17 protein-coding genes and 1 tRNA gene are annotated in these 14,963 nt (G+C 47.0%); 6 read left to right on the forward strand and 12 right to left on the reverse strand.

Features of this window, described 5'->3' with window-relative positions; genetic code table 11:
• Positions 1-117 precede the first annotated feature (117 nt).
• Complete coding sequence (gene rpsU / locus HMPREF3022_RS02515) at positions 118-330, forward strand: 30S ribosomal protein S21 (protein ID WP_003680926.1); 213 nt, start codon at positions 118-120, stop codon at positions 328-330.
• A gap of 98 nt (positions 331-428) precedes the next feature.
• Complete coding sequence (locus HMPREF3022_RS02520; RefSeq protein WP_049331296.1) at positions 429-875, forward strand: GatB/YqeY domain-containing protein; 447 nt, start codon at positions 429-431, stop codon at positions 873-875.
• 62 nt (positions 876-937) lie between these two features.
• Here the strand turns inward: HMPREF3022_RS02520 and accD are convergent, their stop codons facing one another.
• The 12 genes from accD to HMPREF3022_RS02580 form a co-directional block, all read right to left on the reverse strand.
• The gene (accD, locus tag HMPREF3022_RS02525) at positions 938-1,804 is read right to left on the reverse strand and encodes an acetyl-CoA carboxylase, carboxyltransferase subunit beta (RefSeq protein WP_049331298.1); all 867 of its coding nucleotides are present in this window, start codon (positions 1,802-1,804) and stop codon (positions 938-940) included.
• A gap of 75 nt (positions 1,805-1,879) precedes the next feature.
• On the reverse strand, positions 1,880-2,665 hold the full coding sequence (gene trpA / locus HMPREF3022_RS02530) for a tryptophan synthase subunit alpha (RefSeq protein ID WP_049331301.1): 786 nt from the start codon (positions 2,663-2,665) through the stop codon (positions 1,880-1,882).
• Between the two features lie 326 nt (positions 2,666-2,991).
• Entirely contained in the window at positions 2,992-3,339 is a 348-nt protein-coding gene (locus HMPREF3022_RS02535) for a hypothetical protein (RefSeq protein WP_049331303.1), read from the reverse strand.
• Positions 3,323-3,625 (reverse strand): integration host factor subunit alpha, encoded by a 303-nt coding sequence (locus HMPREF3022_RS02540; protein WP_003680933.1) that lies wholly within the window; start codon positions 3,623-3,625, stop codon positions 3,323-3,325. The genes HMPREF3022_RS02535 and HMPREF3022_RS02540 overlap by 17 nt, the downstream gene beginning before the upstream one ends.
• Before the next feature lie 114 nt (positions 3,626-3,739).
• Complete coding sequence (gene pheT, locus HMPREF3022_RS02545; protein WP_049331305.1) at positions 3,740-6,103, reverse strand: phenylalanine--tRNA ligase subunit beta; 2,364 nt, start codon at positions 6,101-6,103, stop codon at positions 3,740-3,742.
• Positions 6,104-6,206: 103 nt separating this feature from the next.
• On the reverse strand, positions 6,207-7,196 hold the full coding sequence (pheS, locus tag HMPREF3022_RS02550) for a phenylalanine--tRNA ligase subunit alpha (RefSeq protein WP_049331308.1): 990 nt from the start codon (positions 7,194-7,196) through the stop codon (positions 6,207-6,209).
• 248 nt (positions 7,197-7,444) lie between these two features.
• Positions 7,445-7,804: a 50S ribosomal protein L20 gene (gene rplT / locus HMPREF3022_RS02555; RefSeq protein ID WP_003675502.1), complete on the reverse strand. Its 360-nt coding sequence runs from the start codon at positions 7,802-7,804 to the stop codon at positions 7,445-7,447.
• A gap of 12 nt (positions 7,805-7,816) precedes the next feature.
• A complete protein-coding gene (gene rpmI / locus HMPREF3022_RS02560) occupies positions 7,817-8,014 on the reverse strand; it encodes a 50S ribosomal protein L35 (protein WP_003675505.1) in 198 nt (65 codons plus the stop codon).
• Positions 8,015-8,156: 142 nt separating this feature from the next.
• Positions 8,157-8,711: a translation initiation factor IF-3 gene (gene infC, locus HMPREF3022_RS02565; protein WP_192832377.1), complete on the reverse strand. Its 555-nt coding sequence runs from the start codon at positions 8,709-8,711 to the stop codon at positions 8,157-8,159.
• A gap of 24 nt (positions 8,712-8,735) precedes the next feature.
• Entirely contained in the window at positions 8,736-9,170 is a 435-nt protein-coding gene (locus HMPREF3022_RS02570) for a hypothetical protein (RefSeq protein ID WP_049331310.1), read from the reverse strand.
• Between the two features lie 40 nt (positions 9,171-9,210).
• Entirely contained in the window at positions 9,211-11,124 is a 1,914-nt protein-coding gene (thrS, locus tag HMPREF3022_RS02575) for a threonine--tRNA ligase (RefSeq protein ID WP_049331403.1), read from the reverse strand.
• A 52-nt stretch (positions 11,125-11,176) separates the two neighbouring features.
• Positions 11,177-11,253 (reverse strand) — tRNA-Val (locus tag HMPREF3022_RS02580).
• Between the two features lie 237 nt (positions 11,254-11,490).
• On the opposite strand from HMPREF3022_RS02580, the gene tgt reads away from it, so the two are divergent.
• The 4 genes from tgt (at position 11,491) to HMPREF3022_RS02600 (ending at position 14,919) form a co-directional block, all read left to right on the forward strand.
• Positions 11,491-12,606, forward strand: coding sequence for a tRNA guanosine(34) transglycosylase Tgt (tgt, locus tag HMPREF3022_RS02585; protein WP_003745960.1), 1,116 nt, complete (start codon positions 11,491-11,493; stop codon positions 12,604-12,606).
• An 85-nt stretch (positions 12,607-12,691) separates the two neighbouring features.
• On the forward strand, positions 12,692-13,702 hold the full coding sequence (gene hemH / locus HMPREF3022_RS02590; RefSeq protein ID WP_049331312.1) for a ferrochelatase: 1,011 nt from the start codon (positions 12,692-12,694) through the stop codon (positions 13,700-13,702).
• Positions 13,703-13,822: 120 nt separating this feature from the next.
• Positions 13,823-14,221 (forward strand): c-type cytochrome, encoded by a 399-nt coding sequence (locus HMPREF3022_RS02595; protein WP_049331315.1) that lies wholly within the window; start codon positions 13,823-13,825, stop codon positions 14,219-14,221.
• A gap of 206 nt (positions 14,222-14,427) precedes the next feature.
• Entirely contained in the window at positions 14,428-14,919 is a 492-nt protein-coding gene (locus HMPREF3022_RS02600) for a disulfide bond formation protein B (RefSeq protein WP_039864291.1), read from the forward strand.
• The last annotated feature ends 44 nt before the right edge of the window (positions 14,920-14,963 follow it).

Here is a 14,963-nt window from a genome sequence, read left to right on the forward strand (position 1 = left end):
ACGGCGCGTATCCCGCCCTGCCCTAGGCAAACCAGCGATACAACAATTCCCCTATTATGACAAACCGTCCTCTATTTCTTAAAACGGTTTGATTGAACAAAATTTAAAGGAAATAAAATGCCTGCTATTCGTGTTAAAGAGAATGAACCATTTGAAGTTGCCATGCGTCGTTTCAAACGTGCCGTAGAAAAAACCGGTCTGTTGACCGAACTGCGCGCCCGTGAAGCGTACGAAAAACCAACTACCGAACGCAAACGCAAAAAAGCTGCTGCAGCCAAACGTCTGCAAAAACGTCTGCGCAGCCAACAACTGCCTCCTAAAATGTACTAATTACAGGCCTGCCCTGTGATAAACGACACACCGCAAGGGCAGCTTTGCGGTGTGTTTTGTTTTTCAGACGGCATCTTTTTATATAAAGTGAGAACATTATGAGCCTAAAAACACAATTAACCGAAGACATGAAAACCGCCATGCGTGCCAAAGACCAAGTGTCTTTAAGCACCATCCGCCTGATTAATGCCGCCATCAAACAATTTGAAGTAGATGAGCGCACCGAAGCCGATGACGCAAAAGTCATCTCTATCCTGACCAAAATGGTGAAACAGCGCAAAGACAGCGCCAAAATCTACACCGAAGCCGGCCGTCAAGATTTGGCTGACAAAGAAAACGCGGAAATCGAAATCCTCAACCGCTACCTGCCGCAAATGATGTCTGCAGAAGAAATTAAGACTGTCGTTGAAGCAGCCATTGCAGAAACCGGTGCATCAGGCATGGCCGATATGGGCAAAGTCATGGGCGTACTGAAAACCCGTCTGGCCGGCAAAGCCGACATGGGCGAAGTCAACAAGGTTTTGAAAGCCGCATTGACTGCTTAATCATCAATAATCAAAAGGCCGTCTGAAATATTATTTTCAGACGGCCTTTCTTATTGTGCTAATCAAGCAGCGGTTACTTTACCTTCATGACGCAACAAAGTAATCAAATCGCTGATACGTTTTTTCATAGAACGGCGATCGACGATTTGGTCGATTGCGCCCTTCTCCAACAAGAATTCTGCACGTTGGAAACCTTCCGGCAGAGTTTCGCGTACAGTCTGCTCAATAACGCGTGGACCTGCAAAACCAATCAAAGCATTCGGTTCTGCCAAAACCACATCACCCAAGAAGGCAAAGCTGGCAGACACGCCGCCCATGGTCGGGTCAGTCAATACGGAAATAAACGGCAGACGTTTTTCAGTCAGCAAATGCAAAGCCGCGCTGGTCTTCGTCATCTGCATCAAAGAGTTAATCCCTTCCTGCATACGCGCACCACCGGAAGCCGCCACACAAATAAACGAACAATTATCTGCAACGGCACGACGTACACCCTGAACGAAACGCTCACCCACGACCGAACCCATAGAGCCGCCGATAAAACGGAATTCAAACGCAGCCACAACGACAGGCAGGCCGTTCATGGTGCCTTTCATAACAACCAATGCATCGTCTTCGCCGGTTGCTTTACGCGCGGCCGCGAGGCGGTCGGGATATTTTTTGCTGTCTTTGAATTTCAGCGGGTCGGTCGGTTTAATATTGGCTGCAATCTCTTCACGGCCTTCTTCATCCAAAAGTAGATTCAAACGTTCGCGCGCAGAAAGCGGATTGTGGTGATTACATTTCGGGCAGACTTCGCTGTTTTGCTTCAACTCGGTTGAATAAACCGTTGCCGAACAAGACGGACATTTGTGCCACAGGCCTTCAGGGACGCTGGACGAACTGCTTCGGTTTTTAATTTTCGGAGGAAGAATTTTATCTAGCCAGCTCATGAATGACTCCTTGGAATTCAGAATTCAGACGGCCTGTTGAACGTAAGGCCGTCTGAAATAATGGAATAAAAAATATTAGCGAATCGCGTCTTTCAACTCTTTAACCAACACGCCTACCGCTTCGGCCTCGCTACCTGCGTGGCTTTCAATCTCTTTGACGATACGGCTGCCGACAATAACGGCATCCGCTACCGCACCAATTTTACGCGCATTCTCCGCATTATTGATGCCGAAGCCGACACCAATCGGAATATCGATGTATTTGCGCAAAAGCTCTATTTTACGCGAAACTTCTTCAGTATCCAAACTTGCCGCACCGGTCACGCCTTTGAGCGATACATAATACACAAAACCGCCGGCCACTTTGGCAATCGTTTGAATACGCTCCTCAGTTGTTGTTGGCGCAATAAGGAAAATACAATCAATACCTTGCGCTTTCAACGAGTCATGCAGCGGGGTAATGGTTTCTACCGGAGAATCCACAGTCAATACGCCATCCACGCCCGCGTCGGCAGCCGCTTGTGCAAACGCTTGATAACCCATTTTATGTACTGGGTTCAAATAGCCCATTAACACAACCGGCGTTTTATCATTGGTTTGGCGGAACAAGCGTACTGTTTCCAATACGTCGCGCAAAGAAACATGATTTGCTAACGCCCTTTCAGCCGCACGTTGAATAGTCGGGCCATCCGCCATCGGGTCAGAAAACGGCACACCCAGTTCCAAAATATCGGCACCGTTAGCCACCAGGCTGTGCATCAATGCCAAGGTCGTCTCAAGGTTAGGATCACCCACTGTAATATAAGGAATCAGTGCTTTTGCGCCATTGAGCGCTGAGAAAGTTTGTTGGATTCTGCTCATTTTCTGCTATCCATTTCATCGATTTGAATGTTGTCCGGCAACCTGTTTATTCTGCCGTTACATTTGTTTTAAAAACCTCAGTCTGCCATGAAAAAGCGGCATTTATCCGCATTATCTAATGACTGTTTCTTCCCAATTGGCAAACAAGAGGCTAAGTATAACATTTACGGCTATTTCATAGAATCATTTGCAATCAAGATTCTGATATTTTGAAAGCAATATAAAACAATAAAGGCCGTCTGAAAATCATTCAAACAGCCTTTATTAGAATCAATTATGCAAATCTTTGTATGCCTTCGCACTTTTGATCACAATTTTCTTATCAATTACAGCTCGACATAGTGGTTTTGTTGCTCAGAACCAAGATGACGCTCCAAATCAGACAAAATCTGCGTCAGACCATGACGGACTTCTTCTGCATTGGCGGCAGGATTGCCGTTTGCATCCAAAGTGCCACGGCTGAACGTATCGATATACGGTTCAAACGTATCTTTCAGTTTCAACAACTTAACTACATCTGAGCGCGTATATCGATCGCCACCGTATCCAATCACAACATTATTTTCATGTTGCCATTGGGCAAACTGAGCCGGACTGATTTGCACCAATTGGCACATTTCATCCAACGTAAAATAACGCTTGGCAGGAATAACCGGATTATTGTTGTTTGTCATAGTAATGCTCCACCATGCCTTTGAGTTTTTGGCTGGCATGGAAAGTTACCACACGGCGTGCGGTAATCGGCACTTCTTCGCCTGTTTTAGGGTTACGGCCAGGGCGTTGAGGTTTGTCGCGCAATTGGAAATTGCCGAAACCGGAAATTTTAATTTCTTCACCACGCGCCAAAGTGCTGCGGATTTCTTCAAAAAAGAGCTCGACGATTTCTTTGGCATCATTCTTGGTGACGTTGCTGACTTTGTCGACCAAAATATCAGCCAATTCTGCTTTAGTTAGTGTCATGTGTTTACCTTCATTCAAACTGGTGCAATTATTACCAAAATTCTTTTAAAAATCAAGTCCTCACCAAAAAATCAAATATTATTAGTGATTTTTAGCGACAACTTTTATCTTATTTTAAGCGCGAAGCTGTGCGTCTTTTTCGGCTGCCGCTTTAATCATTTTCGCAACCAAAGGCTCGATGACCTCATCTGTCAACGTGTTTTCCATATCTTGCAAAATGATTTTGACGGCAACGCTCTTCATGCCTTCAGGCACGCCCGTACCGCGGTAAACGTCAAACACACTGATTTCTTGAACCAGCTTGTTCGCCGCCGCTTTCAGGACATTTAACAAATCATCATGCGTCACAGCTTCAGGCATTACAAATGCCAAATCTCGGCGTGCAGGTTGGAATTTGGATACGGATTGATAACGGGTTTTCTCACGACCCAATACCGCATCCATATCGATTTCAAATACCAGCGGCGCTTGTGGCAAATCATATTTTTGCAGCCATTTCGGATGCAACTCGCCAACAAAACCAACTACTCGGCCGTCTGAAACAATATTAGCAGCACGTCCAGGATGCAATGCCGGATGTTCGGTCTTAACAAAGGATACTTCCTTGCTTTTCAAAAGGCTCTCAACATCAGCTTTCATATCGTAGAAATCCACGTTGCGTGTTTTCTCGCCCCATTGCTCAGGCAGCACGGAGCCATACCACAAACCGCCGATACGTTCGTTTTGAACAAATTGATCAGCCGAATCTTTGCTGAACACGCGGGCAATCTCAAACACGCGTACTCGGTTTTGCTTGCGGTTCAAATTGTTTTGCAAAACTTCCACCAAACCGCCGATAAGCGTAGAACGCATGACGGCATACTGCGCCGCCAACGGATTTTGCAGGCGGATAGGATTGGTATTGGCAGCAAAGTCTTGCTCCCATTGCTCATCCACAAACGCATAGCTGACCACTTCGCGGTAACCGCGAGCCGCCATTTCATTATAAACCGCAAAACGCGGACGTTTGGTTTCAGGCAAAGCCAACATTTTCAGATGGCCTGAAGTATAGTCGTCGGGAATATTTTCATAACCGTAAACGCGGCCGATTTCTTCAATCAAATCGGCTTCGATTTCGATGTCGAAACGGAAGCTAGGAGAAGTGACACGGAAGCCTTCTGCAGTTTTCTCAGGCTTCAAACCCAAGTGTTGCAAGATAATTTCGACTTGATCGGCAGGGACTTCAACGCCCAATACCGTTTTCAGACGGCCTAAACGCAATTCGACCTGTTTTGCCTCGGGCAATTTGCCTTGTGCTTCAACCATTTCACCGGCTGCGCCACCACAAATCTGCAACACCAATTCGGTAGCACGCTCAATGGCATCAGCTTGCAAGCGGCAATCCACACCACGCTCAAAACGGAAAGAAGAATCCGAACCAAAACCGTATTGACGGGATTTACCTGCAATAATCTCTGGGGCAAACCAAGCAGCTTCCAACACAATATTTTGCGTCTCATCAGAAACCGCGCTTGCCTCGCCGCCCATCAAGCCGGCCAAGCTCAACGCACCTTTTTCATCAGCGACCACCAGTGTATTGTCCGCCAAAGTAACCGTCTTCTCATTCAGACACGCCAAAGTCTCACCATTTTGAGCACGGCGGACAATCAAGCTGCCTGACAGCTTGTCAGCATCGAAAACATGCATAGGCTGACCGATTTCCAGCATCACATAGTTGCCAATGTCCACCAATGCGGAAATGCTGCGGATACCGCTGCGTTCCAAACGTTGTTTCATCCAATCGGGTGTAGCCGCTTTCGCATTGACATTTTCAATAATGCGGCTGATAAAACGACCGCAATCGGCCGGTGCATCAATACGGACAGCCTGTTTTTTCTCACTGTCGATAGAGGCCGTCTGAATTTCAACAGGCGTAAACGCACATTGAGTCAACGCAGAAACCTCACGCGCAATACCCTTAACACTCAAGCAATCAGCGCGGTTAGGCGTAATTTTCAATGTAAACAGCGTATCGTCCAAATCCAAGTATTCACGGATATTGGTACCGACAGGCGCATCTTCAGGCAGAATGTGCAGGCCGTCTACACCGTCATCAGGCAAACCCAGTTCATTGGTCGAACACAGCATACCGTTTGATGGCACACCACGCATTTTAGTCGGCTTAATTTTGAAATTGCCCGGCAAAACGGCACCTGGCAACGAACACGGCACTTTAATGCCCGGCTTGACATTCGGCGCACCACAAACAATCTGAACCAACTCGCCCGTACCGGCATCAACTTGGGTAACGTTCAAACGGTCTGCATCAGGGTGTTTTTCAACGGATTTTACTTCGGCAACAACCACGCCACTGAAAGCAGGGGCAGCAGTATCGATTTCTTCCACTTCCAAACCGGCCATGGTCAAAAGATGTTCCAGTTTATCGGCAGAAAGATCAGGATTGGCTTGGGTTCTCAGCCATGAATAAGGAAATTGCATATTATTTTCTCTACTATCAGGCCGTCTGAAACAAATTTTTATCAGACGAAATCAGTAATATCTATTCACTTTTCAGACGGACTATCAAAAGACCATCTGAAATTTATTTAAACTGCTTCAAAAAGTTCAAATCGTTATCGAAGAATAAACGCAAGTCATTGACGTTGTAGCGCAACATGGCAAAGCGGTCGAGACCGATACCGAAAGCGAAACCGGTATATTTTTCAGGGTCGATATCGACGTTTTTCAACACGTTAGGATGTACCATACCGCAACCGCCGACTTCCAACCATTTGCCGTTTTCGCCCATGATGTCGATTTCGGCAGAAGGCTCGGTGAACGGGAAGAAAGACGGACGGAAACGTACTTGCAGGTCATCGCGTTCAAAGAAGCGACGGATAAAGTCAGTGAACACTGCTTTCAAGTCGGCAAAAGTCACACCCTCTTCTACCCACAAACCTTCGGCCTGATGGAACATAGGCGAGTGAGTGGCATCACTGTCCACGCGGTAAACGCGGCCGGGAGCAATAATGCGGATAGGTGGCTCTTTTTTGTCGAGCATATAGCGGATTTGAATAGGCGAAGTGTGTGTGCGCAAAACGTCGCCATTTTCAACATAGAAAGTATCTTGCATCGCACGCGCTGGGTGATTTGCAGGAATATTCAAGGCTTGGAAATTATGGAAATCGTCTTCGATTTCAGGGCCGTCCGCCACTTCAAAACCCATACCGTGAAACAGCTCAACCACACGTTGCAAAGTCAAAGTAACTGGATGCAAACCGCCATGTTCTTGCGCACGACCCGGCAAAGTAATATCCAAGGCTTCTGCAGCCAATTGGGCTTGCAGCTTGGCTTCATTCAGGGCATCGCGTTTGGCATTAAAGGCCGTCTGAAACTGATTTTTGCATTCGTTGATGTGCGCCCCTATGGTTTTACGCTCTTCAGGAGACATTTGACCCAAAGTTTTCAAAAGTCCGGTCAATTCGCCGGTTTTACCAAGATAGCGTGCTTTAATTTGTTCTAAGGCATTGAAGTCTTGCGCGGCTTCAATAGCGGCAATACCTTCTGCAACGATACGGTTTACATTTTCCATAGTGGTTTATCGTCTGTTTGTTGATGGCAGGCCGTCTGAAACAACAAAGCCGTCTGTTGGATTTGATTTCAAACCCGTTCAGACGGCCTTTTGTCTTACTGCGGCCAATCCGTTTGATAAGAGAGGCCTATTTTATCGCAAATTAGTATAAAAAAATAGAGTTTAAAGAAAGAAAATCAACTACATAGGATTTCTTTAAACAAAGAAAAAAGGAAGCATAAGCTTCCTTTTTAAATAATCTTATCGAATTAAGCAGCCAAAGCAGCTTTAGCTTTTTCAACCAATTGTGCAAATGCAGCTTTGTCGAATACAGCCAAATCAGCCAATACTTTGCGGTCGATTTCGATAGCAGCGCGTTTCAGGCCGTTCATGAATTTGCTGTAAGACAGACCATTTTCACGGGCACCTGCGTTGATACGAACGATCCACAGTTGACGGAATTGACGTTTGCGTTGGCGACGGTCACGGTATGCGTATTGACCGGCTTTCATTACCGCTTGTTTGGCAACACGGTAAACGTTTTTACGACGACCGCGGTAGCCTTTGGCTAACGCGAAGACTTTTTGATGACGAGCACGAGCGGTAACACCGCGTTTTACGCGTGGCATATTCTAAACTCCTTAAGCGTAGGGCAACATTTTAGCAACAGAAGCCAAATCGCGTGAATCCACCATAGCGGTGCCGCGCAATTGACGTTTAGTTTTAGTGGTTTTTTTGGTCAGGATGTGACTTTTGAACGCATGACCGCGTTTTACACCACCGTTACCCAGTACTTTAAAGCGTTTTTTCGCGCTAGACTTGGTTTTCATTTTAGGCATTGGAAAACTCCATTCGTTATTAGATAAGGTATAAGGGGTTTTGAAATAAATTTCAAACACTTGGAACCCAAAATACCACGGTTTTTGCCGCTAATTAAACCTTATTCCGAGCGGCAATCGAAATAAGCCTTGCATTATAGCTTTATTTTTTCTTAGGCGCAATCATCATCACCATTTGGCGGCCTTCCATTTTAGGGAAGGACTCGATTTGCGCCACTTCAGCCAACTCTTCTTTTACGCGTTCAAGCAGTTGGGCACCCAATTGTTGGTGGGCCATCTCACGACCGCGGAAACGCAATGTCACTTTGACTTTGTCACCATCGGCAAGGAAACGGTTGATGTTGCGCATCTTGATTTGATAGTCTCCTTCATCAGTACCCGGACGGAATTTAATTTCCTTGATTTGTACCTGCTTTTGGTTTTTCTTGGCTTCGTCGCGCTTCTTGGCTTGTTGGTATTTGTATTTACCGTAATCCATCAGTTTGCATACGGGCGGTTTGGCAGTCGGGGAAATTTCTACCAAATCGACATCTTGCTCTTCGGCCATAGCCAGAGCTTCACGAACTGAAACGACACCAAGCTGATCGCCTGACTCACTGATTAATCGCACTTCTTTGGCGGTAATTTCACCATTGATTCGTGCTTCGCGTTCTTGAGCGATGATAATACTCCTTTTAAAAATTGCACTAAGTATCATTAAGTCAAGCTATTTTATTAAGCTTTACTTAGGTTTGAATTTATAGTTAATAACACGATCAGAGGGAGTCCATTCAATTTGTTGATACAGAATTGAACAATCACCGCGATCTTCTAAACGGCCTTGATAGTTTCGTACACCAACCAACTTGCCGTCGTAGAAGAAACCGATGACATATCTATCAAGTGGAAATAAACTAGTAACCTCTCCAGTTTTGCACCACTGAAGCGCAGATCCTTTTCCTTGAAAATCTCGAGTAATTGGAGTCCCTAGAACTGAAATCACTTCGCTTTCAGACATCCCCTCTCTGAGGTTAACAGCTTTTTCTATCGGCTGTTGAGTACCAGAAAAAGTTACAACGCTAGGAGTTACAGAGGGAGAATTTCGGTAAACAACTTTCTCAGTTACACAACCAGATACAGCAATAAGCCCAAAACATAATGCAAGTGCTTTATTCATTAGCAAATCCCATCTTTCTTCCTGACGTATCAAATTAAATTTAACCTGCAATAAGAGCGGCGGCGGTTTCCTGCTGCAATTGCGCAATAAAATCATCTACATTCAAAGAACCCAAGTCTTCTGCTTTGCGGCGTACCGCAACTTTGTTTTCTTGTTTCTCTTTATCGCCGACAACGATTTGATAAGGGAAACGGTATTGGCTGTTGTCGCGGATTTTGTAACCGATTTTTTCGTTACGCAAATCCAATTCGACACGGAAGCCTGCAGCCTGCAATTTAGCAGCCACTTCGCGACAATAATCTGCTTGATTCTCGGTGATATTCATAATCACCATTTGAACCGGCGCAAGCCACAATGGGAATGAGCCTGCATGGTTTTCAATCAGAATACCGATGAAGCGCTCCAAAGAGCCCAAAATAGCACGGTGCAACATTACAGGACGCGCACGATCGTTGTTTTCTGTTACATATTCGGCATTCAAACGCTCCGGCAATACAAAGTCCAATTGCAGGGTACCGCACTGCCAAGAGCGACCCAAGGCATCTTTGACATGGTACTCAATCTTAGGACCGTAGAATGCGCCTTCGCCAGGCAATTCTTCCCACTCCACACCGCAAGCGGTCAATGCATCACGCAGACCTTGTTCGGCTTTATCCCAGACTTCGTCAGAACCTGCACGTTGCTCAGGACGGAGGGACAGCTTCACAGCAACATCATGGAAGCCGAATTGTTTGTAAATGCGAACCAGCAATTCATTAAATGCGCGCGCCTCATCAACGATTTGATCTTCGGTACAGAAGATATGCGCATCATCTTGCACAAAACCGCGAACACGCATCAGACCATGCAATGCACCGCTTGGTTCATTGCGGTGGCAAGAACCGAACTCGGCCAAACGCATTGGCAAATCGCGATATGAGCGCAAACCGTTATTAAAAATTTGCACATGACCCGGACAGTTCATCGGTTTAACCGCGTATTCGCGTTTTTCTGAACTGGTTACGAACATATTGTCTTTATAATTTTCCCAGTGACCGGATTTTTCCCAGAAGGTTTTATCCATAATCTGAGGCGTTTTCACCTCTTTATAACCGGCAGCATTCAACTCTTTACGCATATGCTGCTCAATCACTTGCCACAAAGCCCAGCCTTTAGGATGCCAGAACACCATACCCGGCGCTTCATCTTGCAGGTGGAACAAATCCAATTGTTTACCCAGCTTACGGTGGTCGCGTTTTTCCGCTTCCTCGATGCGTTGGATATAGGCTTTCAATTCGTCTTTACTTGCCCAAGCCGTACCGTAAATACGTTGCAACATTTCATTATTGCTGTCGCCGCGCCAGTATGCGCCTGCCAGCTTGGTCAGCTTAAAGTTTTTCAAGAAACGGGTATTGGGAACGTGAGGACCGCGGCACATATCGACGTATTCTTGATGATGATACATACCCATTGCTTCCACTTCAGGCATATCTTCAATCAGACGCAATTTGTACTCTTCGCCGCGATCTTGGAAAATTTTGATGGTTTCTGCACGGGGCGTCATCACTTTAATAACGTCATAGTCTTGTGCAATCAACTCTTTCATGCGCGCTTCGATGGCAGCCACATCATCAGGGGTAAATGGTTTTTCAGTTGCGATATCGTAATAGAACCCGTCTTCAATCACCGGGCCGATAACCATTTTGGCATCAGGGTAGAGCTGCTTGACCGCATGACCGACCAAGTGCGCGCAGGAGTGGCGGATAATTTCCACGCCTTCTTTGTCTTTAGGCGTAATGATTTGAACATGGGCATCTTCGGTAATCGGATCGCAAGCATCCACTAATTTACCGTTAACCTTGCCCGCTACCGTTGCCTTTGCCAAACCTGCACCGATAGACGCTGCAATTTGCGCCACGGTAACGGGTGATTCATATTGGCGGACCGAACCGTCCGGCAAGGTAATGTTCAACATCAGAAAGCTCCAAAACATTAAAAAATAACGGCATAAAGCCGTTATGGAAATTTGGTAGGCACAATTGGACTCGAACCAACGACCCCCACCATGTCAAGGTGGTGCTCTAACCAACTGAGCTATGTGCCTTCATCTAAGTCGCTTATTGTAACGAAGCGTGTTCCCTTTTGCAAGCATCTGTAAATACTTTTCAGACGGCCTGAATATTTTTGTTTGATTTATACCTCATTTTTTATTTCCTCCATCATTCAGACCGTCTGAAGCATTGTTTTGACAAAGATAAAATCCAGCCGTCAACCAACGAAAAATCCTTTATAATCTGCCCTTTCATTTCGCACACACGCGAACGTCCAATCTATTATTACTATGCTCAAATTTACCTTACACAAAAAAGACGGTCATGCCCGACGCGGCACTTTGGAACTGAACCACGGCAAAATCGAAACGCCGGTATTTATGCCTGTCGGCACTTACGGTTCGGTCAAAGCAATGAACCCGCAAAACCTGCATGACATCAAAGCACAAATCATCTTAGGCAACACTTACCATCTGTGGCTGCGCCCAGGTTTGGAAGTCATCGAACAATTCGGCGGCCTGCACGAATTTATCGGCTGGGATAAGCCGATTTTGACCGACTCGGGCGGTTTCCAAGTATTTTCGTTGTCCGATATGCGCAAGCTGACCGAAGAAGGCTGTACATTCCAAAGCCCGATCAACGGTGACAAACTGTTCCTCTCGCCTGAAGTGTCGATGAAAATCCAAACCGTATTGAATTCCGACATCGTGATGCAGTTGGACGAGTGTACCCCTGGCGAAGCAACGCACAGCCAAGCGCAAAAATCGCTGCAAATGAGCCTGCGCTGGGCAGAACGAAGCAAAAAGGCTTTTGAAGACCTGAAAAACCCGAATGCGCTGTTTGGCATTGTACAAGGCGCGATGTATGAAGATTTGCGCGAAGAATCGCTGAAAGGTTTGGAAGAGCTCGACTTCCCCGGCTTGGCCATCGGCGGATTGTCCGTTGGCGAACCTAAGCCCGAAATGTACCGCATGTTGCGCGCCGTTGGCCCTATCCTGCCGGAACACAAGCCACATTATTTGATGGGCGTCGGCACGCCTGAAGACTTGGTGTACGGCGTGGCACACGGCGTAGATATGTTCGACTGCGTTATGCCTACCCGCAATGCGCGTAACGGCTGGCTGTTTACCCGTTTTGGCGATTTGAAGATCAAAAACGCCAAACACAAACTCGACAAGCGTCCGATTGATGAAAGCTGCACCTGCTACGCCTGTCAGAATTTCAGCCGCTCCTACCTGCATCATCTGCACCGAGTCGGCGAAATCTTGGGCGCGCAGCTCAACACCATCCACAATCTGCACTTCTACCAAGTCATCATGGCAGAAATGCGCGAAGCCATCGAACAAGGCAAATTTGCCGATTGGCAGGCGCAATTCCATGAAAACCGCGCCCGCGGTGTGGATTAGTCCTTTTAAAGGCCGTCTGAAATCAGGTTTTAATTCAAACTGCTTTTCAGACGGCCTCAATATTCTTAATTAATAAAGCACAATCATGTCCCGTTTCCATACCGAACCGCCCTTAGCCTACACCGCACAAAACCGCACCGCCGTCCTGCTGCTCAACCTCGGCACGCCTGACGCGCCCACTGCTGCCGCAGTCAAACCTTACTTGAAAGAATTTCTGTCTGATCAACGCGTTGTCGAACTGCCCAAGCTCTTATGGCAACCGATATTGCGCGGCTTAGTATTGACTTTTCGCCCCAAAAAAAGCGCGCATGCCTATGAAAAAGTTTGGTTTAAAGAAGGTTCGCCGCTTGAGGTTTACACACACCGCCAAGCAGAAGCCCTGGCCAAACATTTGCCCGATGTTATCGTCCGTCATGCCATGACTTATGGCAATCCAAGCGTTGCCGATGTTTTGGCGGAACTCAAAGCCCAAGGCGTGGGCAAATTGCTGGTCATCCCGCTCTATCCGCAATATGCCGGCTCTTCTACCGGCGCGGCTTTGGACAAAGTGTTTCAAGAGTTATTACTGCAACGCAACCAAATGAGCGTCCGCACTGTCTCCCGTTATTACGACGATACCGCCTATATTCAAGCCATGAAGCAGCATATTGAAGCCTATTGGGCCCAAAACGGACGCGGCGAAAAACTGATGTTGAGTTTCCACGGCATTCCGCAAAAGCATCATGACGACGGCGACCCCTATCCTGACGAGTGCCACCATACTGCCAAACTGCTCGCGCAGGCATTGGGCTTGTCCGAACAAGAATACATCGTTTCTTTCCAAAGCCAGTTTGGCAAATCCCAATGGGTCAAGCCCAGCACGCAAGCCCTGTTTGATCAGCTGCCAAAACAAGGCACGACCAAACTCGACGTATTCTGCCCCGGCTTCTTGGCCGACTGCCTCGAAACCATGGAAGAAATCGCCATTATGGGACGCGAACAATTCCACGCAGCAGGCGGCAAAGAATACCGTTACATCCCCTGCCTCAACGATTCCGCCGACTGGATTGCCGCACTTGCACAATTAAGTCGGGCTAATCTGCAAGGCTGGATTTGACCTAAACCAAAGGCCGTCTGAAAAATCCACTTTCAGACGGCCTTTAGCGTTATCATCAAGCTATCAAAACGCAAACCAAGCGTGTGGCCATCAAAAACACTACTCAAAAAGGAACACATCATGACTGCACTCCGCCCTATCCTGCTCCTTCTGACCGCACTCAGCCTCCCAACTGCTTTTGCCGCTGATACCGCGCTGATGAGCAAAGGACAAAAAATTTACGAAACCAACTGCGCCGCCTGCCACGGTAAAAAAGGCGAAGGCCGGGGTGCCATGTTCCCGCCTTTATTCCAGTCCGACTATATCAATAAAAAACCGCAAGTCCTGTTGCAAAGTATGACCAAAGGCATCAACGGCCCGATTAAAGTAAACGGCAAATCCTACAACGGCTTCATGCCTTCTACTGCCATCAATGATGCCGATGTTGCCGCCGTTGCCACTTACATCATGAATGCCTTCAATAATGGCGGCGGTACGATTACTGAAGCAGATGTCAAAAAATCTCACGGGAAAAAATAAAACGTCTCTCCCCTAAGGGCCGTCTGAATATTTCAGACGGCCTTTTCGATATGGAACACATTTTTGTTTCTATATTTATGGTTACGCAACATCAACAAACATACGCAAAAAACCGTCAAACCAAAAAAAAGCATATGCGTTTTGTGTTAAAGTAAACATCATTTATCGGCTGTTTTGCGTCCAGGCCGTCTGAAAGGTTTTATGTTATGAACTTTTTCCGCAAGACTGTTTTATTTCTAGTCGTCCTCTCCATATTTGCCGCCTGCGGCTCCTTTATTTCCCAATACGTTTTGGGCATGAACCCGTGCGTATTGTGCATCCTGCAACGCTTGTGCGTATTGGCTGTCGGGCTGTTGGCCATTGTTACGGCATTCAGTTCTCAATCTTCCAAATTTGCCCGCTCGCTCTCGGCATTGTTGATTGCCGCTCCGGCCGTTTACGGCGCAGGTGTTGCCGCCTATCAAATTTGGCTGCAAAGCCTGCCTCCCGGCACCGCCCCTTCTTGCGGCGCACCTTGGACCTTCCGCCTGCGCGACTGGCCTTTGTTCGATTGGTTTGAACCCATCGTCCGCGGCTTTGGCAACTGCGCCGAGCCGGACTATCTATTCGGCGTCGCCCTGCCGGTGTGGAGTATTTTGTATTTCAGCTTCGTGGTATTGCTGCTGCTTTGGGCTTGGTTGAAAACCAGAAAAATCTGATTGGTTTCGATATAAAAAGGCCGTCTGAAATTTCAGACGGCCTT

It is taken from the genome of Neisseria sp. HMSC065C04, from assembly GCF_001815375.1.
Classification (GTDB): domain Bacteria; phylum Pseudomonadota; class Gammaproteobacteria; order Burkholderiales; family Neisseriaceae; genus Neisseria; species Neisseria flavescens_D.

Bases quoted from the DNA above. Each gene is read 5' to 3' on its own strand.
- accD (WP_049331298.1), bottom strand. From the start codon at position 1,804: ATGAGCTGGCTAGATAAAATTCTTCCTCCGAAAATTAAAAACCGAAGC.
- rpsU (WP_003680926.1), top strand. From the start codon at position 118: ATGCCTGCTATTCGTGTTAAAGAGAATGAACCATTTGAAGTTGCCATG.
- HMPREF3022_RS02600 (WP_039864291.1), top strand. From the start codon at position 14,428: ATGAACTTTTTCCGCAAGACTGTTTTATTTCTAGTCGTCCTCTCCATA.
- HMPREF3022_RS02540 (WP_003680933.1), bottom strand. From the start codon at position 3,625: ATGACACTAACTAAAGCAGAATTGGCTGATATTTTGGTCGACAAAGTC.
- pheT (WP_049331305.1), bottom strand. From the start codon at position 6,103: ATGCAATTTCCTTATTCATGGCTGAGAACCCAAGCCAATCCTGATCTT.
- pheS (WP_049331308.1), bottom strand. From the start codon at position 7,196: ATGGAAAATGTAAACCGTATCGTTGCAGAAGGTATTGCCGCTATTGAA.
- HMPREF3022_RS02595 (WP_049331315.1), top strand. From the start codon at position 13,823: ATGACTGCACTCCGCCCTATCCTGCTCCTTCTGACCGCACTCAGCCTC.
- HMPREF3022_RS02520 (WP_049331296.1), top strand. From the start codon at position 429: ATGAGCCTAAAAACACAATTAACCGAAGACATGAAAACCGCCATGCGT.
- trpA (WP_049331301.1), bottom strand. From the start codon at position 2,665: ATGAGCAGAATCCAACAAACTTTCTCAGCGCTCAATGGCGCAAAAGCA.
- tgt (WP_003745960.1), top strand. From the start codon at position 11,491: ATGCTCAAATTTACCTTACACAAAAAAGACGGTCATGCCCGACGCGGC.
- infC (WP_192832377.1), bottom strand. From the start codon at position 8,711: ATGATACTTAGTGCAATTTTTAAAAGGAGTATTATCATCGCTCAAGAA.
- thrS (WP_049331403.1), bottom strand. From the start codon at position 11,124: ATGTTGAACATTACCTTGCCGGACGGTTCGGTCCGCCAATATGAATCA.
- HMPREF3022_RS02570 (WP_049331310.1), bottom strand. From the start codon at position 9,170: ATGAATAAAGCACTTGCATTATGTTTTGGGCTTATTGCTGTATCTGGT.
- HMPREF3022_RS02535 (WP_049331303.1), bottom strand. From the start codon at position 3,339: ATGACAAACAACAATAATCCGGTTATTCCTGCCAAGCGTTATTTTACG.
- rpmI (WP_003675505.1), bottom strand. From the start codon at position 8,014: ATGCCTAAAATGAAAACCAAGTCTAGCGCGAAAAAACGCTTTAAAGTA.
- rplT (WP_003675502.1), bottom strand. From the start codon at position 7,804: ATGCCACGCGTAAAACGCGGTGTTACCGCTCGTGCTCGTCATCAAAAA.
- hemH (WP_049331312.1), top strand. From the start codon at position 12,692: ATGTCCCGTTTCCATACCGAACCGCCCTTAGCCTACACCGCACAAAAC.